Genomic DNA, 26,491 nt, shown 5'->3' with positions numbered 1-26,491 from the left:
ATCCCGCCTTGATCGTCATCAATTCCCATCTCCTTTCATAAGGTTACTTTCGCCGCAATTGTTGCAATGTCGATTTATCAGAGAGCCGACAGGCTCCATACAGGAGAAACCCGATGAGCAAATTTCTGGACCGGTTTCGCTACTTCAAGCAGAAGGGCGAAACGTTTGCCGATGGGCATGGTCAGCTTATGGAAACTAACCGGGACTGGGAAGATGGATACCGCCAGCGGTGGCAGCATGACAAAGTGGTGCGTTCTACCCACGGCGTAAACTGCACGGGTTCATGTAGCTGGAAGATTTACGTGAAAAACGGTCTGGTCACCTGGGAAACCCAGCAGACCGACTACCCGCGTACCCGTCCGGATATGCCAAACCATGAGCCGCGCGGCTGCCCACGTGGCGCCAGTTACTCCTGGTATCTCTACAGCGCAAACCGTTTGAAATATCCACTGATGCGCAAACGCCTGATGAAAATGTGGCGTGAAGCGAAAGTTCAGCATCCGGATCCGGTGAATGCCTGGGCTTCTATCATCGAAGACTCAGACAAAGCCAAAAGTTTCAAACAGGCCCGTGGTCGCGGCGGCTTCGTGCGTTCTTCATGGCAGGAAGTGAACGAGCTGATCGCGGCGTCGAACGTCTACACCATCAAAACCTACGGTCCTGACCGTGTGGCGGGCTTCTCGCCAATCCCGGCGATGTCGATGGTTTCCTACGCAGCGGGCGCGCGTTACCTGTCTTTGCTTGGCGGTACCTGCCTGAGCTTCTACGACTGGTATTGCGACTTGCCTCCGGCGTCTCCGCAGACCTGGGGTGAGCAAACCGACGTGCCTGAGTCGGCCGATTGGTATAACTCTTCATACATCATCGCCTGGGGCTCTAACGTGCCGCAGACGCGTACCCCGGACGCTCACTTCTTTACCGAAGTGCGTTACAAAGGCACCAAAACCGTCGCGGTTACCCCTGACTACGCTGAAATCGCCAAGCTGTGCGATCTGTGGCTGGCCCCGAAACAGGGTACCGATGCTGCAATGGCACTGGCGATGGGCCACGTCATGCTGCGCGAATTCCACCTCGATAAACCGAGCCAGTACTTCACCGACTACGTACGTCGTTATACCGATATGCCGATGCTGGTGGCGCTGGAAGAACGTGACGGCTACTACGCTGCAGGCCGTATGCTGCGTGCGTCAGACCTCGTTGACGGTCTGGGCCAGGAACAGAATCCAGAATGGAAAACCGTTGCCTTTGACGATAACGGCGAAATGACCGTACCTAACGGCTCGATCGGTTTCCGCTGGGGCGATAAAGGCAAATGGAACCTCGAACAGCGCGACGGTAAAAGCGGCGAAGAAGTTCAGCTGCGCCTGAGCATGCTCGGTAGCCACGACGATATCGCTGAAGTCGGTTTCCCGTATTTCGGCGGCGATGGTACCGAACATTTCACCAACGTAGAACTGGAAAACATTCTGCTGCACAAACTGCCGGTGAAACGCCTGCAGATGGCAGACGGTTCCACTCAACTGGTGACCACCGTTTACGACCTGACCATGGCCAACTACGGCCTGGAACGCGGTCTGAACGACGAAAACTGTGCCAGCAGCTACGACGACATCAAAGCGTATACCCCGGCATGGGCTGAAAAAATCACCGGCGTGTCCCGTGCGCAGATCATCCGTACCGCGCGTGAATTCGCGGACAACGCGGATAAGACCCACGGTCGTTCGATGATCATCGTCGGCGCGGGCCTGAACCACTGGTATCACCTCGATATGAACTATCGCGGGATTATCAACATGCTGATTTTCTGTGGCTGCGTAGGCCAGAGCGGCGGCGGTTGGGCACACTATGTGGGCCAGGAAAAACTGCGTCCGCAAACCGGCTGGACGCCGCTGGCGTTCGCGCTGGACTGGAACCGTCCGCCGCGTCACATGAACAGCACCTCTTATTTCTACAACCACTCCAGCCAGTGGCGTTATGAAACCCTGACCGCGCAGGAACTGCTGTCGCCGATGGCGGATAAATCCCGCTACACCGGCCATCTGGTTGACTTCAACGTGCGTGCAGAACGCATGGGCTGGCTGCCTTCCGCGCCGCAGCTGGGCACTAACCCGCTGCACATTGCGGCTGACGCCGAGAAAGCAGGCATGTCCGCGGTGGACTACACCGTTAAATCCCTGAAAGACGGCTCGATGCACTTTGCATCTGAGCGTCCGGATAACGGCAAAAACCACCCACGTAACATGTTTATCTGGCGTTCAAACCTGCTGGGCTCGTCCGGTAAAGGCCACGAATACATGCTGAAGTACCTGCTGGGTACCGAGCACGGCATTCAGGGTAAAGACCTGGGCGTACAGGGTGGCGTGAAGCCTGAAGAAGTGGAATGGGTGGATAACGGCCTCGACGGCAAACTGGATCTGGTCGTCACGCTGGACTTCCGCCTGTCGAGCACCTGTCTGTTCTCTGACATCGTGCTGCCGACCGCCACCTGGTATGAAAAAGACGACATGAATACCTCGGATATGCATCCGTTTATTCACCCGCTGTCTGCGGCTGTCGATCCGGCGTGGGAATCGAAAAGCGACTGGGATATCTACAAAGACATCGCTAAGAAATTCTCCGAAGTCTGCGTCGGCCATCTGGGTAAAGAAACTGATGTGGTGACGCTGCCAATCCAGCACGATTCCCCGGCCGAAATGGCACAGGCGATGGACGTGAAGGACTGGAAGAAAGGCGAATGTGACCTGATTCCGGGCAAAACCGCGCCGCACATCATGACCGTAGAACGTGACTACCCGGCCACCTGGGAACGCTTTACCTCAGTCGGACCGCTGCTGGAGAAAATCGGCAACGGCGGGAAAGGCATTGCCTGGAACACCGACAGCGAAGTCGAGCTGCTGCGTAAGCTGAACTACACCAAGGCCGACGGCCCGGCGAAAGGCCAGCCGATGATCAGCACGGCGATTGATGCCGCAGAAATGATCCTGACGCTGGCACCGGAAACCAATGGGCAAGTGGCGGTGAAAGCCTGGGCCGCATTGAGTGAAATCACCGGTCGTGACCACACGCATCTGGCGCTGAATAAAGAAGACGAAAAAATTCGCTTCCGCGATATTCAGGCCCAGCCGCGCAAAATCATCTCCAGCCCGACCTGGTCTGGCCTTGAAGATGAACACGTCTCTTATAACGCCGGTTACACCAACGTTCACGAGCTGATCCCGTGGCGTACGCTGTCAGGCCGTCAGCAGCTGTATCAGGATCACCAGTGGATGCGTGATTTCGGTGAAAGCCTGCTGGTGTACCGTCCGCCGATTGATACCCGTTCGGTGAAAGCGGTAATGGGCCAGAAGTCCAATGGCAACCCTGAGAAGGCGCTGAACTTCCTGACGCCGCACCAGAAATGGGGCATTCACTCAACTTACAGCGACAACCTGCTGATGCTGACCCTGTCACGCGGTGGCCCGATTGTCTGGATGAGTGAATCTGACGCCAAAGATCTGGGCATCGAAGATAACGACTGGATTGAAGTATTCAACAGCAACGGTTCCCTGACCGCGCGAGCGGTGGTGAGCCAGCGCGTTCCGGCCGGGATGACCATGATGTATCACGCCCAGGAACGTATCGTGAACCTGCCTGGATCGGAAATTACCGGTCAGCGTGGCGGGATCCACAACTCGGTGACCCGTATCAGCCCGAAACCGACCCATATGATTGGCGGTTATGCGCAGCTGGCGTACGGCTTTAACTACTACGGCACCGTCGGCTCGAACCGTGATGAGTTCGTGGTCGTCCGTAAGATGAAGAACATTGACTGGTTAGATGGCGAAGGTAACGACCAGGTACAGGAGAGCGTAAAATGAAAATTCGTTCACAAGTCGGCATGGTGCTGAATCTCGACAAATGCATCGGCTGCCACACCTGCTCAGTCACCTGTAAAAACGTCTGGACCAGTCGCGAAGGCGTGGAGTACGCGTGGTTCAATAACGTGGAAACCAAGCCGGGCGTCGGCTTCCCTAACGACTGGGAAAACCAGGAGAAATGGAAGGGCGGCTGGATCCGTAAAATCAACGGCAAACTGGTGCCGCGCATGGGTAATAAAGCGCTGCTGCTGGGTAAAATCTTCGCCAACCCCCATCTTCCGGGGATCGACGATTACTACGAGCCGTTTGATTTTGACTACCAGACCCTGCACAAAGCCGGTGAAAGTAAGCATCAGCCGATTGCGCGTCCGCGCTCGCTGATTACCGGCCAGCGTATGGACAAAATCACCGCCGGCCCGAACTGGGAAGACGATTTGGGCGGCGAGTTCTCTAAGCTGTCCCGTGACAAAAACTTCGAAAACATCCAGAAGGAAATGTACGGCCAGTTCGAAAACACCTTCATGATGTACATGCCGCGTTTGTGCGAACACTGCCTGAACCCGGCCTGTGTGGCGACCTGTCCGAGCGGCGCGATTTACAAACGCGATGAAGACGGCATTGTGCTTATCGATCAGGATAAGTGCCGCGGTTGGCGTATGTGCATCACCGGTTGTCCGTACAAAAAAATCTACTTCAACTGGAAGAGCGGCAAATCCGAGAAGTGCATTTTCTGCTACCCGCGTATCGAAGCTGGTCAGCCGACTGTGTGTTCCGAAACCTGCGTCGGCCGTATTCGCTATCTCGGCGTGCTGCTGTATGACGCGGACGCCATCGAGCAGGCGGCGAGCACCGAGAGCGAGAAAGACTTGTACCAGCGTCAGCTGGATGTATTCCTCGATCCGAACGATCCGAAGGTTATCGAGCAGGCGCTGAAAGACGGCATTCCGCAGAGCGTGATCGACGCCGCGCAGCAGTCGCCGGTGTATAAAATGGCGATGGACTGGAAGCTGGCCCTGCCGCTGCATCCGGAATACCGCACGCTGCCGATGGTCTGGTACGTGCCGCCGCTGTCGCCGATTCAGTCTGCGGCGGATGCCGGTGAGATTGGCAGCAACGGCATTCTGCCGGACGTCGATAGCCTGCGTATTCCCGTGCAGTATCTGGCGAATATGCTGACTGCGGGCGACACCGCGCCGGTTCTGCGTGCGCTGAAACGTATGCTGGCGATGCGTCACTACAAACGTGCCGAAACCGTCGATGGCGTGAACGATACCAGCGCGCTGGACGAAGTCGGTCTGACCGAAGCCCAGGCACAGGAAATGTACCGCTATCTGGCGATCGCTAACTACGAAGACCGCTTCGTAGTGCCAGGCAGCCACCGTGAGCTGGCTCGAGACGCATTCCCGGAAAAAAGCGGCTGTGGCTTTAGCTTCGGCGACGGTTGCAGCGGTTCCGACAGCTCGTTCAACCTGTTCAATAGCCGTCGTATCGACGCGATTGATGTGACCAGCAAAACGGAGCGCAAATCATGAAAGAACTGGTGATTGTCTCCCGTCTTCTGGAATACCCGGATGCTGCCCTGTGGCAGCATCAGCAGGAAGTTTACGACGCGCTGGCGGAGTCTGACGTACTGAGCAAAGAAGACGCCCAGTCGCTATGCGTGTTCGTGCGTGACCAGACGCAGAAAGACGTGCTCGACGTGCAGTCGGCCTACAGCGAACTGTTCGACCGTGGTCGCGCTACGTCGCTGCTGCTGTTCGAACACGTTCACGGTGAATCGCGTGATCGTGGCCAGGCGATGGTCGACCTGATGGCGCAGTATGCGGAGCACGGTTTAGAACTCGACAGTCGCGAGCTGCCAGATCATCTGCCGCTGTATCTGGAATATCTGGCGCAACTGCCGCGTGAAGAAGCGCAGGGCGGTTTGCAGGATATCGCGCCGATTCTGGCGCTGCTAAGTGCGCGTCTGCAACAGCGTGAAAGTCAGTATGCGGTGCTGTTCGACGTGCTGCTGAAGCTGGCGAGCACCGATGTGGATAGCGAGAAAATGGCGGAAAAAATTGCGGACGAAGCCCGCGATGATACTCCGCAGGCGCTGGATGCGGTCTGGGAAGAAGAGCAGGTTAAATTCTTTGCTGACCCGGGATGCGCTGAGTCGGATATCGCCGCCCATCAGCGTCGTTTTGCCGGTGCCGTTGCGCCGCAGTATCTGAATATTTCCACTGGAGGGGAGCGCTAATGCAATTCCTGAATATGTTCTTCTTTGACATCTACCCGTACATCGCCGGAGCGGTATTCCTGGTTGGCAGCTGGCTGCGTTACGACTATGGACAATACACCTGGCAAGCGGGCTCCAGCCAGATGCTGGACAAGAAAGGCATGAACCTGGCGTCGAACCTGTTTCACCTCGGGATCCTCGGCGTAATTGCCGGTCATGCCCTCGGGATGCTGACGCCGCACTGGATGTATGAATCGTTCCTGCCGCTGGATGTGAAACAGAAAATGGCGATGTTCGGCGGCGGTGCTGCCGGACTGATGTGCCTGGTCGGCGGTATTTTGCTGCTCAAACGCCGTCTGTTTAACCCACGTGTGCGTGCGACCACTACCGGCGCCGACATTCTGGTGCTGTCAGTGCTGGTTATCCAGTGCGCGCTGGGCCTGCTGACCATTCCGTTCTCTGCGCAGCATATGGACGGCAGCGAAATGATGAAGCTGGTTGGCTGGGCGCAGTCGGTGGTGACCTTCCACGGTGGTGCCTCTGCATACCTGGACGGTGTCGCGTTTATTTTCCGTGTGCACCTGGTGCTCGGTATGACGCTGTTCCTGCTGTTCCCGTTCTCGCGTCTGGTACATATCTGGAGCGTGCCGGTGGAATACCTGACACGCAAATACCAGATTGTTCGCGCGCGTCGCTAACTACCGCGCTTTCTGTTCAAGGCCCTGCTGATGCGGGGCTTTTTCTTTTGTGCCCCAGCCCAGATTATTCCCCGCCGCCGAAAACAGTATCAGTATCCCGCCGAGCCACTGTATCGCGCTTAGCGTATGACCAAACGCCAGACTATCGACCACAATCGCCACCAGCGGATAAATAAATGAGAGTGAGCCGATAATGGGCGTTGGCAATTTCTGAATCGCACTGTAGAGCAGCTGGTACATTACCCCGGTGTGAACAATGCCGAGCGTGAGTAATATTCCCCACGGGAAAGTGGCAGATATTGAGGTGAAATGCGCCAGCGGGAGCAGCATCACCACCCCGGTTAACACCTGGATAAAGGCGATATGCTGCGGAGGGAGCGGGCGTAATTTCCGGGCGATGATGGCCGTCAGAGCATAGAAAAAGGCTGCACTTAATGCCAGCGTAATTCCGCTCAATAAATCGGTGTGATGCCCGCCGCTGAGTTCGCTTGATAACAACACCACGACGCCGCTAAACGCCAGCAGCAGCCAGGCCCATTTCACCCGCGATACCCGCTCGCCGGTCAGCATTCCCATTAACACCAGCATAAACGGCTGAGTGTTGTAGACCACCGTCGACATCCCAATCGAAATCTTGTCGTAGGCCGCAAATAGAAGCAGCCAGTTGATGACCAGTGCGATACCGCCAGCCACCGCCAGCAGCCACGTTGCACGCGTCAGGCGGCTGAACGGTTGTCGACTCAGAAGAATAAATGCGCCTAATGTGAGAGCACCAATGACACACCGCCAGAAAACGACGTCGATAACGGGTAAACCCGAGAGCAGGACAAACGCGCCGATAGAGCCGGAAATCAACATCGCCAGGCTCATGTGCCAGACGCCAATATTACGATCACGCATACACACCTCCACAATCAGATGACCATATTGTGGGGGAGAGGCTGAATGTGTTACATACTTTTTATAAGGTGAAAGGTGGTTTTTTCTTTTTTAAATAAGGTGAATATGATGGATGTCCTTATTGATGATATCGATCGGGCGATTGTAGCGGCGCTGGCAGAGGATGCGCGGCTTTCATTAAAGGTATTGAGTGCGCGAGTGGGGCTGACGTCGCCCAGTACAGCCGAACGCTTAAAACGTCTGGAGGAGCGTGGAGTGATTCAGGGCTATGGCGCCAGAGTGAATCTGTCCGCGCTCGGTTATACCCTGCAAGCGCTGGTGCGTGTCAGACCGCTGCCGGGGTTACTACAAAAAGTCGATAAATATATTCAGGCGATGCCGGAATGTATTGAATGCGACAAGGTGACCGGGGAAGACTGTTTTGTGATGCGATTAGTCGTGAAGGATATTACTCAGTTGGATACGCTGCTCGATGGGTTGGCCGAATTTGCGCAGTGCAATACATCGATCGTGAAAAGTTCACCCGTGAAACGGCGTTTGCCTGTGATTTGAGTGATCAAAAACTGGCGAAAATGAGGGGCGTGCAGCTTCTCATCCTTCCCCATATGGAAAACAATGTGGCATCTAAGGTATTTGGGATGGCGGTGCAAAATGAGGTGATGGTGGCGGGGGAAGGATGACTCGACGCCAACGCGTCTCGCCCTTCGGGTCGTTGCCTGCGGCAACGCTTTCTCGCTTCGCTCGAATCGAACCTTGGTCGAAGCTTCTTATCCTTCCCCATACGGAAAACAATGCGGCATCTAAGGTATTTGGGATGGTGGTGCAAAATGAGGTGATGGTGGCGGGGGAAGGATTCGAACCTTCGAAGTCGATGACGACAGATTTACAGTCTGCTCCCTTTGGCCGCTCGGGAACCCCGCCAGGGGTATGATGTGATGCTGGTACTGACCGGAATTTGTGGTGGCGGGGGAAGGATTCGAACCTTCGAAGTCGATGACGACAGATTTACAGTCTGCTCCCTTTGGCCGCTCGGGAACCCCGCCAGGGGTAATGCTTTTACTAGCCTGCTCCCTTTTGGGAAGCGGGGCGCATCATATCAAATGACGCGCCGCTGTAAAGACTTCCTTTCAGGAAAATGAACCGTTTGCGTGCTTTTTACCCATAACGTTTAAAAGCCCTGCAACGGTCGCCCACCTTACAGAATAATTGTCCGATTACCATACACAAACACGCGCTGGGCGAGAACCTGATACAACGCGCGGCTGAGAACGTTTTTCTCAACGTCTCGACCCGCGCGCATCATGTCTTCTGCGGTGTAGGTGTGATCGACGTGAATCACGTCCTGCATGATGATCGGGCCTTCATCCAGATTGTCGTTCACGTAGTGCGCGGTGGCGCCGATGATTTTCACGCCGCGATCGTAAGCCTGCTGATAGGGACGTGCGCCGATAAACGCGGGCAGGAACGAATGGTGAATATTGATGATTTTATTCGGGAAGCGTGACACGAAGGCCGGAGTCAGGACGCGCATGTATTTCGCCAAAACCACGTAATCCGGCGCGTGCTTGTCGATGGCATCCGCCATCAGGGCGTCATGCTCTTCGCGGGTATGGCCTTCGTGGCTAACCAGCTCAAACGGGATATCGAATTTCTCAACAAGCGTTCGCAATGTGTCGTGGTTGCCAATAACAGCAGCGATGTCGACATCCAGGCCGCCATAATTGGCTTTCATTAACAAGTCGCCCAGACAGTGTGCTTCTTTGGTGACCAGAATCACAACGCGACGACGGCCCGCTGGAGTCAGTTCGCGAATCGAACCTTCCGGCAATGCGCCATCGAGATCGGCCAGCAACGTGGCGTCGTTGAAGATGCCTTCCAGCTCGGTGCGCATGAAGAAACGCCCGGTGCGATGATCGACAAATTCATTGTTCTGCACGATGTTCAGTTCGTGCTTGTAGCAAATATTAGTAATACGTGCGATCAGCCCTTTTTGGTCGGGGCAGATTGTACGCAACACTTTTCGTTGTAATGAGTGCATTGCGGGGGAAATCCTGTTGAGGTGTTTGCTGTTTCTGTGTGGCGGTCTTATTGGCCGCAGCACTTTTTAAATTTTTTACCCGATCCGCATGGGCATGGATCGTTGCGGCCGATTAACGGACGTGTACCATCAATATAATACCATTGTCCATTTTCTTTTAAGAATCTTGAACGCTCAATCAGGGCACTCGTCTTGCTATCTTCACGAAAGCGGGCAACAAAGCTGACAAAGCTTTCGTCGGCGTGTTTCCCGTTATCGGCGGCAAAAAGTGTCAGGCCGAGCCATTCCGTTCCAGCGAAACTCTTTTCGAGGTCAGTACGGAATGCGTCTGGTTCACAGGACGGATGCCAGGTTTTCACCAGATAATCTGCGTCCTTCATCACAAAGGCGCTATAGCGCGAACGCATAAGCTGTGACGGCGTTAGCGCAAGCTCGCTGCCTGACAGATATCGCTGGCAACATAGGCTATACTCCAGAGCGCTGCCGCAGGGGCAAAGTGAATGCATAAATGCCTTCCCGTTGAGTCAATAAAGAAAAGCGCAGATGCGCCGGCGGCAAATATGTTAACCGAGCAGTGGCAATGTTGCTACGTTGGGAATAGGGTTCAGTACAGTCAGGAATGAGAAAGCTTAAAGTAGGATTAGCCCTGGGTTCGGGCGCGGCGCGAGGATGGTCACACATCGGCGTCATTAAAGCGCTGCAGAAAATGGGCATTGAGATTGATATCGTTGCAGGGTGTTCCATCGGTTCGCTGGTGGGGGCGGCCTTTGCCTGCGATCGTCTTCCGGTTCTGGAAAAGTGGGTTTGCTCTTTCAGTTCATGGGACGTTTTACGTCTGATGGATCTCTCCTGGCGGCGCGGCGGTCTGCTGCGCGGCGAACGCGTATTCAGTCATTTCCGCCAGCTTCTCCCTGTCGATACTATCGAATCCTGCGAACGTCGTTTTGCGACCGTCGCCACCAACCTCAGCACTGGGCGTGAAATCTGGTTTACCGAAGGTGACCTTCATATGGCCGTCCGCGCTTCGTGCAGTATCCCCGGGCTGATGTCCCCCGTGATGCATAACGGTTACTGGTTGGTCGATGGCGCAGTGGTGAACCCTGTCCCGGTTTCGCTCACTCGTGCGTTGGGTGCAGACATCGTGATTGCTGTCGATTTACAGCACGATGCGCATTTAATGCAACAGGATCTGCTGTCGGTGAACCTTCAGCCCGATCCACAGTCTTTAGATAATGATGAATCGCTCACCTGGCACGAACGTTTTCGCGCAAGGTTAGGACGCATGACATCACGCCGGACGGCGATCACACCCACGGCCATGGAGATCATGACGACCTCTATTCAGGTGCTGGAAAACCGATTAAAGCGCAACCGTATGGCAGGCGATCCGCCGGACATCCTGTTGCAACCTTTTTGCCCACAGATATCTACGCTTGATTTCCACCGAGCGCCCGCGGCCATCGCCGCAGGTCAATTGTCGGTTGAGAAAAAGATGGACGAGCTTTTACCGTTAGTCCGCAGCATGGGTTAGGGTATTTTTCGATTACTTCAGCAAAATCTGACAGGCGATAGCACGAATAGCGTGCCACTATTTACTTATCGTCTGCCAGGGGAGATATCATGACGCAGCCATTGGCGGGAAAACAGATTCTTATCGTCGAGGACGAACCCGTTTTCCGCTCACTGTTAGATTCGTGGCTTTCATCGCTGGGTGCAGATACGGCCCTGGCTGAAGACGGTGTGGATGCTCTCGAAAAAATGGCCAGGCTCAACCCTGATCTGATGATTTGCGATATTGCGATGCCGAGAATGAACGGCCTTAAGTTGGTCGAGTTCTTACGTAACAACGGTCATCAGCTTCCGATTCTGGTCATTTCCGCAACTGAAAATATGGCAGACATCGCTAAAGCGCTGCGTCTCGGCGTGCAGGATGTACTGCTCAAACCGGTCAAAGATCTAAACCGCCTGCGTGAAACGGTGTTCGCCTGCCTTTATCCCAATATGTTCAATTCCCGCGTTGAGGAAGAAGAGCGTTTATTCGAGGACTGGGATGCGCTGGTGATGAATCCATCCGCTGCGGCGAAATTACTTCAGGAACTTCAACCGCCAGTGCAACAGGTTATATCTCACTGCCGAATAAATTATCGTCAGCTGGTGTCAGCCGATAATCACGGTCTGGTGCTCGATATTGCACCACTCTCAGATAAAGATCTGGCGTTTTATTGTCTCGACGTTACGCGAGCGGGTGATAATGGCGTTTTGGCCGCACTTTTGCTGCGTGCTTTATTTAACGGTTTGTTACAAGAACAACTTTCGCACGAAGGGCAGCGTCTGCCTGAATTAGGCAGTTTGCTAAAACAGGTCAATCAATTGCTACATCAGGCCAATTTGCCAGGACAATTCCCGTTACTGGTTGGGTATTACCACAGTGGAATTAAAAATCTGATCCTCGTTTCTGCCGGACTCAACGGATCGCTTAACACCGGTGAGCACCAAATACAGATCAGCAATGGGGTTCCGTTGGGCACATTAGGTAATACTTATTTAAATCAAATCAGCCAGCGCTGCGAATCCTGGCAGTGCCAAATTTGGGGAGCAGGGGGGCGCCTGCGCCTGATGTTGTCTGCGGAATGAACAATTAGTCTGAATCTCGGGATATTGCTGTCTCCGCTTTCAGACGGTAGTGGTACTATCAGCAGGATTTATACGTAAAAATCCTAATTCAAGGTTAACGTGTCCTTTTCAGACCAGATTGAGCAATCGGTACTGATATACTCAACGCGTTATTAATTAACGAGCACGTTCAAAAGTTGAACAGTTCAGGAGATTTCAATGGCTGCATTAAATTCGAAAGTCACTAAGGCCGTAATCCCGGTAGCGGGATTGGGTACCAGGATGTTGCCCGCCACTAAAGCGATTCCTAAGGAAATGCTGCCGCTGGTCGACAAGCCATTAATTCAGTATGTAGTCAATGAATGTATTGCTGCAGGCATTACTGAAATTGTTCTGGTTACGCATTCTTCTAAAAACTCTATCGAAAACCATTTCGATACCAGTTTTGAACTCGAAGCCATGCTGGAAAAACGCGTTAAGCGCCAGCTGCTGGAAGAAGTGCAGTCTATTTGTCCGCCACACGTGACCATTATGCAGGTCCGTCAGGGTCTGGCAAAAGGTCTGGGTCACGCAGTTCTGTGTGCGCATCCGGTTGTTGGTGATGAGCCTGTCGCGGTTATTCTGCCAGACGTGATTCTGGATGAATATGAATCCGATCTGTCCCGTGACAACCTCGCCGATATGATTAAGCGTTTTGATGAAACAGGTGCCAGCCAGATCATGGTTGAACCGGTTGAAGACGTAACCGCATACGGTGTTGTGGATTGCAAAGGCGAAGCCCTGAATCCAGGTGATAGCGTGCCAATGGTAGGTGTGGTTGAGAAACCTAAAGCCGACGTGGCACCGTCTAACCTCGCCGTTGTAGGCCGCTATGTGCTGAGCGCAGAGATTTGGCCGCTGCTGGCGAAGACGCCTCCAGGTGCCGGTGACGAGATCCAGCTGACCGATGCAATCGACATGCTGATCGAAAAAGAAACCGTTGAAGCCTATCATATGAAAGGCAAAAGCCACGACTGCGGTAATAAACTGGGTTATATGCGTGCGTTTGTTGAATATGGCATTCGCCACAATTCACTGGGCGCGGATTTTAAAGCCTGGCTGGAAGAAACAGTGGAAGCTGGCAAGTAATTTGCTCACCTGCTGTACCGACCGGGGTTCTGAAAAGACCCCGGTTTTTTATTACCTGTCATCGGGATTGTGTTAAAACCAGGCACTATTGAGAATGCCTGAGGCGATTTCAGGATAAAAAAAATCCCGCAGAGCGGGATTTTCAAACAAACAAGAAAGATTAAATCAGGAAGTCGTCCAGAGATTTACCTTGCTCATCCATTGCTTTTTTGATGATTGCCGGGGTACGACCCTGGCCGGTCCAGGTTTTAGTTTCGCCGTTTTCATCAACGTAGCTATATTTAGCCGGGCGAGCTGCACGTTTAGCTTTAGCACCAGATTTGCTTGCTGCAGCAATGCTGTTCAGCAGTTCATTTGGGTCAATGCCATCAGCAATCAGCATTTCACGGTATTGTTGCAGTTTACGAGTACGCTCTTCAACTTCAGCAGCGGCCGCATTATCTTCTTCGCGACGTTCGTTCACAACAACTTCTAATTTTTCCAGCATTTCTTCGAGAGTTTCGAGAGTGCATTCTCTTGCCTGCGCACGAAGAGTACGGATGTTGTTCAAAATTTTAAGTGCTTCGCTCATTGTCGTATTCTCAAACTTATATTGTGGGGTGGTTTGTTGAGGTAATAATAGAGCGTTAATTTCAGATGTGCAATAGGGTGGTTTGTAAGGAAGTCAAAATAACGTGTTATTTATCGCGATTAATAATTAGATAAAGTTAAATTTTACGCGGCAGTTCACATCATGAGTGCTTATTGCCTGGCACCAATCATAAGAACACCCTTACAAAGTATGCCTTTTTCTCTGTTGCAGCGCGGCATATATAAGATGAACGCTAATATCAGCCTTTCGTATTACTCGGGGACCAAGGGAGAATTTCCAGGAACCAATAGAATCTGAATCATAACGTCACGAAAGCCCTGGGCCGCCAGGTAAGGGATTAGCTGGCTGATAACTCGGGATAATCTTAAGGCGTCATGTGAATAGCTGGCTGTTTCTGATTGTTATTATAGATAAGAAGAACTTAATATTTTACGTGAAGTAGCAATGGATTATGCGCTGCGTGAACGCTGAAATTTGCAGGGGATATGGTACAATTCGTGCCGTTAAATCACGATGATTGAGGTGATGCTGCGAATGGCACAACTTTATTTTTACTACTCTGCAATGAATGCAGGGAAGTCTACGGCTTTGTTACAATCCTCCTATAATTACCAGGAACGCGGAATGCGAACGCTGGTTTATACCGCAGAAATTGACGACAGATTCGGTGCAGGAAAAGTCAGTTCCCGCATCGGATTGTCCTCACCGGCAAAGCTCTACAACCAACAGACATCGCTGTACGACGATATCGCAGCTGAGCACGCGCAGGAGCCGATTCACTGTGTGCTGGTGGATGAGAGCCAGTTCCTGACTCGCGAGCAGGTCTACGCGCTGTCAGAGGTTGTGGATGAGCTGGATATCCCGGTGCTGTGCTACGGCCTGCGTACAGATTTTCGCGGCGAGCTGTTTATTGGCAGCCAATATCTGCTGTGCTGGTCCGATAAACTGGTGGAATTAAAAACCATCTGCTTCTGTGGTCGTAAGGCGAGTATGGTACTGCGACTGGATCAGGAAGGGCGTCCGTATAACGAAGGGGAACAGGTGGTTATCGGCGGGAATGAGCGTTATGTCTCCGTGTGTCGTAAACATTACAAAGAAGCGCTTCTGGAAGGCTCTCTGAGCGCTATTCAGCAGCGAGTGCGAGGGAAGGTGGAAAGAGTAATCTCACCACGCTTTAGCGCGCAACAGACATAAAAAAACCCGCCATCTGGCGGGTTTTTATTAGGCTTTCAAATTAAGCGGTTTTCTTCGCTTTTTTGTCAGCTTTAGCCGGAGCAGCTGCTTTCTTCTCAGCTACGTCGCCTTCGCTAAACTCGCGGCCGTAGTAGGTGTCCAGCAGAATTTGCTTCAGTTCAGCAATCAGTGGGTAACGTGGGTTAGCACCGGTACACTGGTCATCAAACGCGTCTTCAGACAGTTTGTCGACGTGTGCCAGGAAGTCAGCTTCCTGAACACCCGCTTCACGGATAGACTTAGGAATACCCAGTTCAGCTTTGATGCTGTCCAGCCATGCCAGCAGTTTCTCGATTTTCGCAGCAGTACGGTCGCTGGAAGAGGTCAGACCCAGGTGGTCTGCGATTTCTGCGTAACGACGACGAGCCTGCGGACGGTCGTACTGGCTGAATGCAGTCTGCTTGGTCGGGTTGTCGTTCGCGTTGTAGCGAATAACGTTGCTGATCAGCAGGGCGTTCGCCAAACCGTGAGGAATGTGGAACTGGGAACCCAGTTTATGCGCCATGGAGTGACACACACCGAGGAAGGCGTTAGCAAACGCGATACCGGCGATAGTCGCTGCGTTGTGAACGCGTTCACGTGCAACTGGGTTCTTAGAACCTTCGTGGTAAGACGCTGGCAGGTTTTCTTTCAGCAGTTTCAGAGCCTGCAGAGCCTGACCATCAGAGAACTCAGATGCCAGTACAGACACATAAGCTTCCAGGGCGTGGGTTACCGCATCCAGACCACCGAATGCACACAGTGATTTCGGCATATCCATCACGAGGTTGGCATCAACGATAGCCATGTCCGGAGTCAGCGCGTAGTCAGCCAGTGGATATTTCTGACCCGTTGCATCATCGGTAACCACTGCAAACGGGGTCACTTCAGAACCGGTACCGGACGTGGTGGTGACCGCAATCATCTTCGCTTTCACACCCATTTTCGGGAACTTGTAGATACGTTTACGGATGTCCATAAAGCGCAGTGCCAGTTCTTCGAAGTGAGTTTCTGGGTGTTCGTACATGACCCACATGATTTTCGCAGCATCCATCGGGGAACCGCCGCCCAGCGCGATAATCACGTCTGGTTTGAAGGAATTCGCCAGTTCTGCACCTTTACGTACTACGGTCAGAGTTGGGTCAGCTTCAACTTCAAAGAACACTTCAGTTTCAACGCCAGCTGCTTTCAGAACAGACGTGATCTGGTCTGCATAGCCGTTGTTGAACAGGAAACGGTCAGTCACGATCATCGCACGTTTGTGACCATCGGTAATCACTTCATCCAGCGCGATTGGCAGTGAGCCACGACGGAAGTAGATGGATTTCGGAAGTTTGTGCCACAACATGTTTTCAGCTCGCTTAGCAACGGTTTTCTTGTTGATCAGGTGCTTAGGACCCACGTTCTCAGAGATGGAGTTACCACCCCAGGAACCACAACCCAGAGTCAGGGAAGGCGCGAGTTTGAAGTTGTAAAGGTCACCGATACCACCCTGAGATGCCGGGGTGTTAATCAGAATACGAGCAGTCTTCATTTTGTCGCCGAAGTGCTTAACGCGTTCTGGCTGGTTGTCCTGGTCGGTGTACAGGCAAGAAGTGTGGCCGATGCCGCCCATCTCAACCAGTTTTTCCGCTTTAACAACGGCGTCTTCGAAGTTCTTGGCACGGTACATTGCCAGAGTCGGAGACAGTTTTTCGTGAGCGAACGGCTCGGATTCGTCAACAACGGTCACTTCGCCAATCAGAATTTTGGTATCTGCTGGTACGGTGAAACCTGCCAGTTCAGCAATTTTGGTTGCTGGCTGACCAACGATAGCGGCGTTCAGACCGCCATTTTTCAGGATGATGTCCTGAACGGCTTTCAGCTCTTTGCCCTGCAGCATGTAGCCGCCGTGGGAAGCGAAACGCTCACGTACTGCAGCGTACGCAGAGTCAACCACGATAACGGACTGCTCAGATGCACAGATTACACCGTTGTCGAAGGTTTTAGACATCAGGATGGACGCCACAACGCGTTTCACATCAGCCGTTTCATCAACAACAACAGGGGTGTTACCCGCACCTACGCCGATGGCAGGTTTACCGGAGCTGTATGCTGCTTTAACCATGCCCGGGCCACCAGTGGCGAGGATCATGTTGATGTCTGGGTGATGCATCAGAGCGTTGGACAGCTCTACGGAAGGCTGATCAATCCAACCAATCAGATCTTTCGGCGCACCTGCTGCGATTGCAGCCTGGAGAACGATATCAGCGGCTTTGTTAGTCGCGTCTTTCGCACGTGGGTGTGGAGAGAAGATGATCGCGTTACGCGTCTTCAGGCTGATAAGAGACTTGAAGATAGCGGTAGACGTTGGGTTGGTGGTCGGTACGATACCGCAGATGATGCCGATAGGTTCAGCGATGGTGATAGTACCGAAAGTGTCATCTTCAGACAGGACACCACAGGTTTTCTCATCTTTATAGGCGTTGTAGATATACTCAGAAGCAAAGTGGTTTTTAATCACTTTATCTTCCACGATACCCATGCCAGATTCGGCAACGGCCAGTTTCGCGAGAGGGATTCGAGCATCTGCAGCAGCCAGTGCGGCCGCGCGGAAAATTTTATCAACCTGTTCTTGGGTGAAGTTGGCATATTCACGCTGAGCTTTTTTTACGCGCTCGACGAGTGCGTTCAGTTCAGCGACATTAGTAACAGCCATAAATGCTCTCCTGGATAATGTTAAACTTTTTTAGTAAATCAGCTGCGCGATACGTCAGTATAGACAGACCACAAGCAGCTTGCGTAAGAGTCATAAAAACAACAGGTTACTTTGCGACCTTCATCCACTGATTTACTAAAAGAGCCTTCCATTACACCCGGTAGAGGTACCGGGCTACTCCCTGGTGCGACATTAAGATTACCCACTTCTGAGTACGAATTGCGTGATCTAAATCAAGATTACACCAAGCTGACTCCATTCAGCAGGCCGATTTTAGCGGTTTGTATCAAGTGTTAAAAGATCGTAATTTCGGGCTGGGGTAACATTAGCATAATTTAAACAGATACATAACAACGTGTATTGGTAGCGTTTTACAGCAGATTTGTGGTGAAGAATGCCGTCAAACAGCGTATCTTCAGCGCGTTTTTCGTGATTACTGTACGTCAACTACCACAATTGATGAGGGCGCGGGGTTACCGTGATTCAATCGCTGTTCGATTTTCCAACTTATATCAAGTTTTTCATTGGCTTATTTGCGCTGGTAAACCCGGTGGGTATCATCCCGGTGTTCATCAGTATGACCAGCTACCAGTCGGCGCCTGCGCGCAATAAAACCAACCTGACGGCAAACCTCTCGGTGGCCATCATTTTGTGGACCTCGCTGTTTCTGGGCGACGGCATTCTGCAACTCTTCGGGATTTCTATCGACTCGTTCCGTATTGCGGGCGGTATTCTGGTGGTAACGATTGCGATGTCGATGATCAGCGGAAAGCTCGGTGAGGACAAACAGAACAAGCAGGAAAAATCAGAGACGGCCATTCGCGAAAGCGTCGGCGTTGTCCCTCTGGCATTACCCTTAATGGCCGGGCCGGGGGCAATCAGCTCCACGATTGTCTGGGGCACGCGCTACCATAATATTGCGCATCTGATTGGCTTCTCCGTCGCTATCGCGATTTTTGCCGGTTGCTGTTGGGGGCTGTTCCGCATCGCACCCTGGCTGGTGCGGTTACTGGGACAAACGGGTATCAACGTTATCACCCGTATCATGGGTCTGCTGCTGATGGCACTTGGCATTGAATTTATCGTGGCCGGTATCAAATCTATCTTCCCCGGCTTGCTTGCCTGACACCGTTCTGAAACGGGGCGAACACGCCTCGTTTTTTCTTTCATTTATTAGCAAAACATATCAATAAATGTGAATTAACCCGCCGTAATAACCTTCTGCTATTTCTCCCTAATTCTATTGTTATCAGGTGATTAGCCTTTGGAGTCCTGTGTAGTACCCCGGGCAATAATGTTATTTCACTAACATGATACTCTTACGCTTGCCGTGAGATAATTGAAATGTTATTAGTAATTTCAACGTTCACGCAGAGTAATGTGCTAAATAATAATCAATTGTTAAATTATTGTGCAAAAGGCCGCTGTCGGCGTTGTGCGAGCCGTGCGCTGAGCTGGTTTTTGGTTAACCAATTGATTAATAAAGATTAAATTTCAATCGATGCTGCGAAAATTGACCGGCTTCATTCGAAATGGGTTCAACAAAAGAGAATTGGTTAACAAATTTGCAAATTGTATTGGCGGGGGAGAAATGCTTTTGGTACTTTCCGCTCAGACATTTCACGATACAAAAAGTGGAGATGAGAATAATTTTCAAATAAATCTCCTGACGCAAATAAGAACATCGGTTATCCCGACAGGGGGGATGACCTAAAGAATCGACGAAAGGTTGCCGAATAAAGAGTGACCGTAATAAAAGAAGTCGGTGATAGCAGCAGTAAAGCCTGACAGACGCATTCACTCCTGCGCTGTATGGGAAACCCTTAGGGGATTAAACAAAACAGGCTGGCACAGCCAGTAATTATAATGAGCGGAGTATCAACACAATGTCCATCATCACAAAAAAAAGCCTCATCGCAGCCGGTGTTTTAGCTGCACTTATCGCAGGAAGTGCAATGGCTGCAGACGTTCCTGCAGGTGTTAAGCTGGCAGATAAGCAGACCATGATCCGTAACAACGGCGCTGAGCCGCAGTCACTGGATCCGAACAAAATTGAAGGTGTTCCAGAAGCAAACGTGAGCCGTGACCTGTTCGAAGGCCTGCTCATCACCTCCACCAAAGACGGTCACCCGATCCCGGGCGTAGCAGAAAGCTGGGATAACAAAGATTTCAAAGTGTGGACCTTCCATCTGCGTAAAGATGCAAAATGGTCCAACGGCGAGCCGGTAACGGCACAAGATTTCGTCTATAGCTGGCAGCGTCTGGTGGACCCGAAAACTGCGTCCCCGTATGCGAGCTATCCGCAATACGGTCACATCCTGAACGTTGATGAAATTATCGACGGCAAAAAACCGACCTCCGATCTCGGCGTGAAAGCCATCGACGATCACACTCTGGAAGTCACTCTGAGCGAGCCGGTTCCTTATTTCTATAAACTGCTGGTGAACCCGGCGATGTCCCCGGTAAATAAAACCGCCATCGAAAAATTCGGTGAAAAGTGGACTCAGCCTGCCAATATCGTCACCAATGGCGCTTACAAACTGAAAGACTGGGTGGTGAACGAGCGCATCGTAATGGAGCGCAACACCAACTACTGGGATAACAAAGACACTGTTGTTGACCAGATTACCTATCTGCCAATCTCTTCTGAAGTCACCGACGTAAACCGCTACCGCAGCGGCGAAATCGACATGACCTATAACAACCTGCCGATTGAACTGTTCCAGAAGCTGAAGAAAGAGATCCCAACCGAAGTTCACGTTGACCCGTACCTGTGCACCTATTACTACGAAATCAACAACCAGAAAGCCCCGTTCACCGATGAGCGTGTACGTACCGCACTGAAACTGGGCCTGGACCGTGACATCATCGTCAACAAAGTGAAAGCGCAGGGCGACCTGCCAGCTTACGGTTACACTCCTCCGTACACCGATGGCGCGAAGTTGACCAAACCAGAATGGTTTACCTGGACGCAGGAAAAACGTAACGAAGAAGCGAAGAAACTGCTGGCCGAAGCAGGCTACACCGCCGATAAGCCGCTGACCTTCGAACTGCTGTACAACACCTCCGATCTGCACAAGAAACTGGCCATCGCTGCCGCGTCTATCTGGAAGAAAAACCTGGGCGTGAATGTGAAGCTGGTTAACCAGGAGTGGAAAACCTTCCTTGATACCCGTCATCAGGGTACTTATGACGTTGCGCGTGCCGGCTGGTGTGCGGACTACAACGAACCGACGTCCTTCCTGAACACCATGCTGTCTGATAGCTCAATGAACACCGCGCACTATAAGAGCCCGGCGTTTGATGCGATCATGAAGCAGACTCTGCAGGTGACCGACGAAGCACAGCGTGTTGCGCTGTATGACAAAGCTGAACAGCAGCTGGGCAAAGACTCCGCTATCGTTCCGGTCTATTACTATGTGAATGCCCGTCTGGTGAAACCATGGATTGGCGGTTACACCGGTAAAGATCCGATGGACAACATCTATACCAAAGACTTGTACATCATTAAGCATTAATGGCAATACGTGGGGCAACACGGGGTTGCCCCACTGTGTCTTATTTCACGCACTATCACATGACTGCATCAGCCACGCTGAATTGCGACATGTAAAGGCACACGCCAGAAGGTACGGGCAATGTTGAAATTTATTTTACGCCGCTGTCTGGAAGCAATTCCGACACTCTTTATCCTGATTACCATTTCCTTCTTTATGATGCGTCTGGCGCCGGGGAGTCCATTTACCGGCGAACGCACGCTGCCGCCTGAAGTCATGGCGAACATTGAAGCCAAATATCACCTGAACGATCCTATCGGGGTCCAGTACTTCAATTATTTGAAGCAGCTGGCACACGGCGATTTTGGACCGTCATTCAAATATAAAGATTATTCCGTGAACGACCTGGTGGCCGCGAGCTTCCCGGTGTCGGCCAAATTAGGTTTTGCTGCATTCTTCCTCGCCGTAATCCTGGGTGTCAGCGCCGGGGTGATAGCCGCGCTGAATCAAAATACCAAATGGGATTACGCCGTCATGGGGGTGGCGATGACCGGGGTGGTTATCCCGAGCTTCGTGGTCGCGCCATTGCTGGTGATGATATTTGCCATCACGCTGCATTGGTTGCCGGGCGGTGGCTGGAACGGCGGGGCGTTGCAATACATGATCCTGCCGATGGTGGCGCTCTCTCTGGCCTATATAGCCAGCATCGCGCGTATCACCCGTGGTTCGATGATTGAAGTCCTGCACTCCAACTTCATTCGTACCGCAAAGGCGAAAGGGTTGCCGATGCGCCGCATTATTCTGCGTCACGCGTTGAAACCAGCGCTGCTGCCAGTGCTCTCGTACATGGGGCCAGCGTTCGTGGGCATCATCACAGGTTCAATGGTCATCGAAACCATTTACGGCCTGCCGGGTATTGGTCAGCTGTTCGTGAATGGCGCGCTGAACCGCGATTATTCCCTGGTTCTGAGCCTGACCATTCTGGTCGGTGCGCTGACCATTCTGTTTAACGCGATCGTCGATGTGCTGTATGCCGTTATCGATCCGAAAATCCGTTACTGACACTGGAGTTCGCCATGATGTTGAGTAAGAAAAACAGCGAGGCGCTGGAACACTTCAGTGAAAAACTGGAAGTCGAAGGCCGTAGCCTTTGGCAGGACGCCCGCCGTCGTTTTATGCATAACCGTGCGGCAGTTGCCAGCCTGATTGTGCTGGTGGTTATCGCCCTGTTCGTAACGCTGGCCCCGATGCTGTCGCAGTTCAGCTACTTCGATACCGACTGGAACATGATGTCCAGCGCCCCTGATATGCCTTCCGGGCACTATTTCGGGACCGATTCATCCGGCCGTGATTTATTAGTGCGTGTCGCGATTGGTGGTCGAATTTCGCTGATGGTCGGGATCGCCGCAGCGCTGGTGGCAGTAGTCCTTGGGACGCTGTACGGTTCACTCTCCGGCTACCTCGGCGGAAAAGTGGACTCCGTGATGATGCGCCTGCTGGAGATCCTGAACTCCTTCCCGTTCATGTTCTTCGTTATTTTGCTGGTAACGTTCTTCGGCCAAAACATCCTGCTTATCTTCGTGGCAATCGGGATGGTCTCCTGGCTGGATATGGCGCGTATCGTGCGCGGTCAGACCTTAAGCCTGAAGCGCAAAGAGTTTATCGAAGCGGCGCAGGTGGGTGGTGTCTCAACCGCAAATATTGTTGTGCGCCATATCGTGCCAAACGTGCTGGGCGTGGTGGTGGTTTACGCTTCACTGCTGGTGCCAAGCATGATCCTGTTTGAATCGTTCCTGAGCTTCCTCGGTCTGGGTACCCAGGAGCCGCTCAGCAGCTGGGGCGCATTACTGAGTGATGGCGCCAACTCCATGGAAGTCTCTCCATGGCTGCTGCTGTATCCGGCAGGTTTCCTGGTGGTAACCCTGTTCTGTTTCAACTTTATCGGCGATGGCCTGCGTGATGCCCTCGACCCGAAAGACCGCTAAGGAGTGATGCCATGAGCACGATTGAAATGGTTAACGCCCCGCAGCAGCAACAATCTGGCCTGCTGCTGGACGTAAAAGATTTACGCGTAACGTTTGCCACTGCAGACGGCGACGTGACGGCGGTAAATGATCTGAATTTCAGCCTGAAAGCGGGCGAAACGCTGGGGATCGTCGGCGAATCCGGTTCCGGTAAATCTCAGACCGCGTTTGCACTGATGGGTCTGCTGGCGAAGAACGGCCGCATTGGCGGCGTCGCTTCTTTTAACGGTCGTCAGATCCTGAATCTGCCGGAGAAAGAGCTTAACCGTCTGCGCGCCGAACAGATTTCGATGATTTTCCAGGATCCGATGACGTCCCTGAACCCGTACATGCGGGTGGGGGAGCAGCTGATGGAAGTGCTGATGCTGCACAAAGGCATGGGCAAAGCCGAAGCGTTTGAAGAGTCTGTGCGGATGCTGGATGCGGTTAAAATGCCGGAAGCGCGTAAGCGTATGCGCATGTATCCGCACGAGTTTTCTGGTGGTATGCGCCAGCGTGTGATGATCGCCATGGCGCTGCTGTGTCGGCCAAAACTGCTGATCGCGGATGAACCGACGACTGCACTGGACGTGACCGTTCAGGCGCAAATCATGACCCTGCTGAATGAGCTGAAAAGCGAATTCAACACCGCCATCATTATGATCACGCACGATCTCGGCGTTGTGGCCGGGATCTGCGACAAAGTGCTGGTGATGTACGCCGGGCGCACCATGGAATATGGCAACGCGCGCGACGTGTTTTATCACCCGGCACACCCATATTCGATGGGGCTGCTTAACGCGGTGCCGCGTCTGGATGCGGAAGGCGAAGCGCTGTTGACCATTCCAGGCAACCCGCCAAACCTGATGCGTCTGCCGAAAGGCTGCCCGTTCCAGCCGCGTTGCCCGCATGCGATGGAAATCTGCAACACGGCTCCGCCTCTGGAGGCGTTCGCGCCTGGCCGTTTACGCGCCTGCTTTAAACCGGTGGGGGATCTAGTATGAACGCCGTGACTGAAGATAAAAAAGTTCTGCTCGAAATTGCCGATCTGAAAGTGCACTTTGACATCAAAGACGGCAAACAGTGGTTCTGGCAGCCCTCGAAAACCCTGAAGGCGGTCGATGGTGTAACGCTGCGACTGTATGAAGGTGAAACGCTGGGCGTGGTCGGAGAATCAGGCTGTGGTAAATCGACCTTTGCCCGCGCCATTATCGGTCTGGTGAAAGCCACAGAGGGGCGTGTCGCCTGGCTGGGTAAAGATTTACTGGGCATGAAGCCGGACGAATGGCGTGCTGTGCGCAGCGACATTCAGATGATTTTCCAGGATCCGCTGGCTTCCCTGAATCCGCGTATGAATATCGGCGATATCATCGCCGAGCCACTGCGCACCTATCATCCGAAAATGCCGCGTCAGGAAGTCCGTGACCGCGTGAAGGCAATGATGATGAAAGTAGGCCTGCTGCCGAACCTCATCAACCGTTACCCGCATGAATTTTCCGGCGGTCAGTGTCAGCGTATCGGTATCGCCCGCGCGCTGATTCTTGAACCAAAACTGATTATCTGTGATGAACCGGTTTCGGCGCTGGACGTGTCGATTCAGGCACAGGTGGTAAACCTGCTCCAGCAGCTGCAACGTGAAATGGGTCTGTCACTGATTTTCATCGCCCACGATCTGGCGGTGGTAAAACACATCTCCGATCGTGTGCTGGTGATGTATCTGGGCCATGCGGTAGAACTTGGAACCTACGATCAGGTTTACCACAATCCGCTGCACCCTTACACCAAAGCGCTGATGTCCGCGGTACCCATTCCCGACCCGGATCTGGAAAAGAACAAAAAGATACAATTATTGGAAGGTGAGTTACCGTCGCCTATCAACCCGCCGTCAGGCTGCGTATTCCGCACCCGCTGCCCGATTGCCGGGCCGGAATGCGCGAAAACGCGACCGGTTCTGGAGGGTAGCTTCCGACACGCCGTTTCCTGTCTGAAGGTGGACCCGCTATAATCTCCCGGGCTGACAAATGTCAGCCCTTTTTATTGTGAGGTTATTGTGCCCGTCGCCCCATCTTCACTCCGCCAGCGTCTTTACCGCATTCTGTTTGATCAAAGTACCCGCAGCGGACGTCGCGTTGAGGCGTTGTGCGGTTTTTTTGCGCTATTCAGCGTCGTGATTATTTTTGTCGAATCGGCATTAGATTCTCATTACCATCTGACTTTCGATCAGTGGCACACCTTTGTCTATCTGGAACTGCTCATCACGGTGGTATTTACCGCTGAGTATTTTCTTCGAGTGTTGTGCTGGTCGCAACCCGCGAAATATGTATTCAGCTTTTGGGGAATAATCGATTTAATCACCGTGTTGCCGATGTATGTTCTTTGGCTATGGCCGGAAATAAGCGTGAATTATGTTTTCGCCTGGCGGGCATTAAGAACCATTCGGATTCTGCGCGTGCTAAAGCTGCTGCGCTATATGTCATCGCTGCGGATCTTCTGGCTGGCGATTGTCAGCGCCCGTCATCAATTAATGGTGTTCTATTTCTTAATCGCGATTGTGATGGTGGTCTTTGGCTCGCTGATGTACGGCATCGAAGGCCCTGAAAATGGCTTTGTGACCTTAGGGGCGTCAGTGTACTGGGCGGTGGTAACCGCCACTACCGTGGGCTACGGCGATATCGCCCCACATACTGGTGTCGGACGGTTTGTCGCCTCGCTGCTCATTTTGATTGGTTACTCGGTCATCGCCATTCCAACCGGGTTAATTACTACCCATATGAGTAATGAATATCAGAACCGTCGTAGTACGCGTATATGCCCGAAATGTCGGCATACCGGGCATGAAAAAAATGCCAATTACTGCAGCACCTGTGGCACGTCATTACCGGAAGGGAAATAAAAAAGGCTGCGTAAGCAGTAATGCCGATCAGTTAAGGATCGGTTGATCGATCCAGTGGCTGTGTAAGAATCCGGAAATGCTCACCCGTTTCCGGATTTTTTTATGCACATTGGACAGGCACTTGATCTCGTTTCACGCTACGAC

General features: G+C 52.6%; 21 protein-coding genes, 2 tRNA genes and 1 other RNA gene. 16 read left to right on the top strand and 8 right to left on the bottom strand.

Annotated features, from left to right (window positions below):
- The first annotated feature begins 113 nt into the window (after positions 1–113).
- The 4 genes from MUU51_RS04055 to narI are packed head-to-tail and all read left to right on the top strand — an operon-like array spanning position 114 to position 6,773.
- The gene (locus MUU51_RS04055; RefSeq protein WP_159767578.1) at positions 114–3,857 is read left to right on the top strand and encodes a nitrate reductase subunit alpha; all 3,744 of its coding nucleotides are present in this window, start codon (positions 114–116) and stop codon (positions 3,855–3,857) included.
- Positions 3,854–5,389, top strand: coding sequence for a nitrate reductase subunit beta (narH, locus tag MUU51_RS04050; RefSeq protein ID WP_159767581.1), 1,536 nt, complete (start codon positions 3,854–3,856; stop codon positions 5,387–5,389). The genes MUU51_RS04055 and narH overlap by 4 nt, the downstream gene beginning before the upstream one ends.
- The gene (narJ, locus tag MUU51_RS04045; RefSeq protein ID WP_159767584.1) at positions 5,386–6,096 is read left to right on the top strand and encodes a nitrate reductase molybdenum cofactor assembly chaperone; all 711 of its coding nucleotides are present in this window, start codon (positions 5,386–5,388) and stop codon (positions 6,094–6,096) included. Before narH ends, narJ begins: the two co-directional genes overlap by 4 nt.
- On the top strand, positions 6,096–6,773 hold the full coding sequence (gene narI, locus MUU51_RS04040) for a respiratory nitrate reductase subunit gamma (protein ID WP_159767587.1): 678 nt from the start codon (positions 6,096–6,098) through the stop codon (positions 6,771–6,773). Before narJ ends, narI begins: the two co-directional genes overlap by 1 nt.
- Here the strand turns inward: narI and MUU51_RS04035 are convergent, their stop codons facing one another.
- Positions 6,774–7,673, bottom strand: a complete 900-nt coding sequence (locus MUU51_RS04035) for a DMT family transporter (RefSeq protein ID WP_258967160.1) — start codon at positions 7,671–7,673, stop codon at positions 6,774–6,776. It lies immediately after the preceding gene.
- A 108-nt stretch (positions 7,674–7,781) separates the two neighbouring features.
- On the opposite strand from MUU51_RS04035, the gene MUU51_RS04030 reads away from it, so the two are divergent.
- A complete protein-coding gene (locus tag MUU51_RS04030; protein WP_159768747.1) occupies positions 7,782–8,225 on the top strand; it encodes an Lrp/AsnC family transcriptional regulator in 444 nt (147 codons plus the stop codon).
- Positions 8,226–8,333: 108 nt separating this feature from the next.
- Here MUU51_RS04030 and MUU51_RS04025 read toward each other — a convergent pair.
- The 5 genes from MUU51_RS04025 to MUU51_RS04005 form a co-directional block, all read right to left on the bottom strand.
- Positions 8,334–8,465, bottom strand: a non-coding RNA gene (locus MUU51_RS04025) — RtT sRNA.
- 44 nt (positions 8,466–8,509) lie between these two features.
- Positions 8,510–8,594: transfer RNA gene (locus tag MUU51_RS04020), tRNA-Tyr, on the bottom strand.
- 37 nt (positions 8,595–8,631) lie between these two features.
- Positions 8,632–8,716: transfer RNA gene (locus MUU51_RS04015), tRNA-Tyr, on the bottom strand.
- A gap of 152 nt (positions 8,717–8,868) precedes the next feature.
- On the bottom strand, positions 8,869–9,711 hold the full coding sequence (gene purU / locus MUU51_RS04010; RefSeq protein WP_159755830.1) for a formyltetrahydrofolate deformylase: 843 nt from the start codon (positions 9,709–9,711) through the stop codon (positions 8,869–8,871).
- A 47-nt stretch (positions 9,712–9,758) separates the two neighbouring features.
- Positions 9,759–10,217, bottom strand: coding sequence for a YchJ family protein (locus tag MUU51_RS04005; RefSeq protein WP_258967159.1), 459 nt, complete (start codon positions 10,215–10,217; stop codon positions 9,759–9,761).
- Positions 10,218–10,330: 113 nt separating this feature from the next.
- Here MUU51_RS04005 and rssA point away from each other — a divergent pair, with 113 nt between their 5' ends.
- From rssA to galU, 3 genes are all read left to right on the top strand, one after another.
- A complete protein-coding gene (gene rssA / locus MUU51_RS04000; RefSeq protein ID WP_159767596.1) occupies positions 10,331–11,242 on the top strand; it encodes a patatin-like phospholipase RssA in 912 nt (303 codons plus the stop codon).
- 89 nt (positions 11,243–11,331) lie between these two features.
- Positions 11,332–12,345 carry a two-component system response regulator RssB gene (gene rssB / locus MUU51_RS03995; RefSeq protein ID WP_159767599.1) on the top strand — a complete coding sequence of 338 codons (1,014 nt, stop codon included), beginning with the start codon at positions 11,332–11,334 and terminating at the stop codon, positions 12,343–12,345.
- 198 nt (positions 12,346–12,543) lie between these two features.
- Complete coding sequence (gene galU, locus MUU51_RS03990; RefSeq protein ID WP_159767602.1) at positions 12,544–13,452, top strand: UTP--glucose-1-phosphate uridylyltransferase GalU; 909 nt, start codon at positions 12,544–12,546, stop codon at positions 13,450–13,452.
- 160 nt (positions 13,453–13,612) lie between these two features.
- Here galU and hns read toward each other — a convergent pair whose 3' ends face one another.
- Positions 13,613–14,023: a histone-like nucleoid-structuring protein H-NS gene (hns, locus tag MUU51_RS03985; RefSeq protein WP_110508619.1), complete on the bottom strand. Its 411-nt coding sequence runs from the start codon at positions 14,021–14,023 to the stop codon at positions 13,613–13,615.
- A gap of 555 nt (positions 14,024–14,578) precedes the next feature.
- On the opposite strand from hns, the gene tdk reads away from it, so the two are divergent.
- Entirely contained in the window at positions 14,579–15,238 is a 660-nt protein-coding gene (gene tdk, locus MUU51_RS03980) for a thymidine kinase (protein WP_258967158.1), read from the top strand.
- Between the two features lie 40 nt (positions 15,239–15,278).
- On the opposite strand, the gene adhE is transcribed toward tdk, so the two are convergent.
- Complete coding sequence (adhE, locus tag MUU51_RS03975; protein WP_159767608.1) at positions 15,279–17,954, bottom strand: bifunctional acetaldehyde-CoA/alcohol dehydrogenase; 2,676 nt, start codon at positions 17,952–17,954, stop codon at positions 15,279–15,281.
- 478 nt (positions 17,955–18,432) lie between these two features.
- On the opposite strand from adhE, the gene MUU51_RS03970 reads away from it, so the two are divergent.
- From MUU51_RS03970 to MUU51_RS03940, 7 genes are all read left to right on the top strand, one after another.
- Complete coding sequence (locus MUU51_RS03970; RefSeq protein WP_159755851.1) at positions 18,433–19,080, top strand: YchE family NAAT transporter; 648 nt, start codon at positions 18,433–18,435, stop codon at positions 19,078–19,080.
- 760 nt (positions 19,081–19,840) lie between these two features.
- Positions 19,841–21,472, top strand: coding sequence for an oligopeptide ABC transporter substrate-binding protein OppA (gene oppA / locus MUU51_RS03965; protein WP_159767611.1), 1,632 nt, complete (start codon positions 19,841–19,843; stop codon positions 21,470–21,472).
- A gap of 120 nt (positions 21,473–21,592) precedes the next feature.
- Entirely contained in the window at positions 21,593–22,513 is a 921-nt protein-coding gene (gene oppB, locus MUU51_RS03960) for an oligopeptide ABC transporter permease OppB (protein ID WP_125353214.1), read from the top strand.
- Positions 22,514–22,527: 14 nt separating this feature from the next.
- Entirely contained in the window at positions 22,528–23,436 is a 909-nt protein-coding gene (oppC, locus tag MUU51_RS03955; RefSeq protein ID WP_159767614.1) for an oligopeptide ABC transporter permease OppC, read from the top strand.
- 11 nt (positions 23,437–23,447) lie between these two features.
- Entirely contained in the window at positions 23,448–24,458 is a 1,011-nt protein-coding gene (locus tag MUU51_RS03950; RefSeq protein WP_159767617.1) for an ABC transporter ATP-binding protein, read from the top strand.
- Positions 24,455–25,459 (top strand): murein tripeptide/oligopeptide ABC transporter ATP-binding protein OppF, encoded by a 1,005-nt coding sequence (gene oppF, locus MUU51_RS03945; RefSeq protein ID WP_159755866.1) that lies wholly within the window; start codon positions 24,455–24,457, stop codon positions 25,457–25,459. The genes MUU51_RS03950 and oppF overlap by 4 nt, the downstream gene beginning before the upstream one ends.
- Before the next feature lie 45 nt (positions 25,460–25,504).
- Positions 25,505–26,347, top strand: coding sequence for an ion transporter (locus MUU51_RS03940; RefSeq protein WP_235033592.1), 843 nt, complete (start codon positions 25,505–25,507; stop codon positions 26,345–26,347).
- Positions 26,348–26,491: the final 144 nt, after the last annotated feature.

Source organism: Scandinavium manionii, assembly GCF_024764775.1.
GTDB classification, from domain to species: Bacteria; Pseudomonadota; Gammaproteobacteria; order Enterobacterales; family Enterobacteriaceae; genus Scandinavium; species Scandinavium manionii.
The sequence above is the reverse complement of the archived record's forward strand: the minus strand, read 5'-3'. Positions and strand labels throughout refer to the sequence as shown.

Coding starts and splice junctions, on each gene's coding strand:
- MUU51_RS04055 (WP_159767578.1), top strand. CDS start 114: ATGAGCAAATTTCTGGACCGGTTTCGCTACTTCAAGCAGAAGGGCGAA.
- narH (WP_159767581.1), top strand. CDS start 3,854: ATGAAAATTCGTTCACAAGTCGGCATGGTGCTGAATCTCGACAAATGC.
- narJ (WP_159767584.1), top strand. CDS start 5,386: ATGAAAGAACTGGTGATTGTCTCCCGTCTTCTGGAATACCCGGATGCT.
- narI (WP_159767587.1), top strand. CDS start 6,096: ATGCAATTCCTGAATATGTTCTTCTTTGACATCTACCCGTACATCGCC.
- MUU51_RS04035 (WP_258967160.1), bottom strand. CDS start 7,673: ATGCGTGATCGTAATATTGGCGTCTGGCACATGAGCCTGGCGATGTTG.
- MUU51_RS04030 (WP_159768747.1), top strand. CDS start 7,782: ATGGATGTCCTTATTGATGATATCGATCGGGCGATTGTAGCGGCGCTG.
- purU (WP_159755830.1), bottom strand. CDS start 9,711: ATGCACTCATTACAACGAAAAGTGTTGCGTACAATCTGCCCCGACCAA.
- MUU51_RS04005 (WP_258967159.1), bottom strand. CDS start 10,217: ATGCATTCACTTTGCCCCTGCGGCAGCGCTCTGGAGTATAGCCTATGT.
- rssA (WP_159767596.1), top strand. CDS start 10,331: ATGAGAAAGCTTAAAGTAGGATTAGCCCTGGGTTCGGGCGCGGCGCGA.
- rssB (WP_159767599.1), top strand. CDS start 11,332: ATGACGCAGCCATTGGCGGGAAAACAGATTCTTATCGTCGAGGACGAA.
- galU (WP_159767602.1), top strand. CDS start 12,544: ATGGCTGCATTAAATTCGAAAGTCACTAAGGCCGTAATCCCGGTAGCG.
- hns (WP_110508619.1), bottom strand. CDS start 14,023: ATGAGCGAAGCACTTAAAATTTTGAACAACATCCGTACTCTTCGTGCG.
- tdk (WP_258967158.1), top strand. CDS start 14,579: ATGGCACAACTTTATTTTTACTACTCTGCAATGAATGCAGGGAAGTCT.
- adhE (WP_159767608.1), bottom strand. CDS start 17,954: ATGGCTGTTACTAATGTCGCTGAACTGAACGCACTCGTCGAGCGCGTA.
- oppA (WP_159767611.1), top strand. CDS start 19,841: ATGTCCATCATCACAAAAAAAAGCCTCATCGCAGCCGGTGTTTTAGCT.
- oppB (WP_125353214.1), top strand. CDS start 21,593: ATGTTGAAATTTATTTTACGCCGCTGTCTGGAAGCAATTCCGACACTC.
- oppC (WP_159767614.1), top strand. CDS start 22,528: ATGATGTTGAGTAAGAAAAACAGCGAGGCGCTGGAACACTTCAGTGAA.
- MUU51_RS03950 (WP_159767617.1), top strand. CDS start 23,448: ATGAGCACGATTGAAATGGTTAACGCCCCGCAGCAGCAACAATCTGGC.
- oppF (WP_159755866.1), top strand. CDS start 24,455: ATGAACGCCGTGACTGAAGATAAAAAAGTTCTGCTCGAAATTGCCGAT.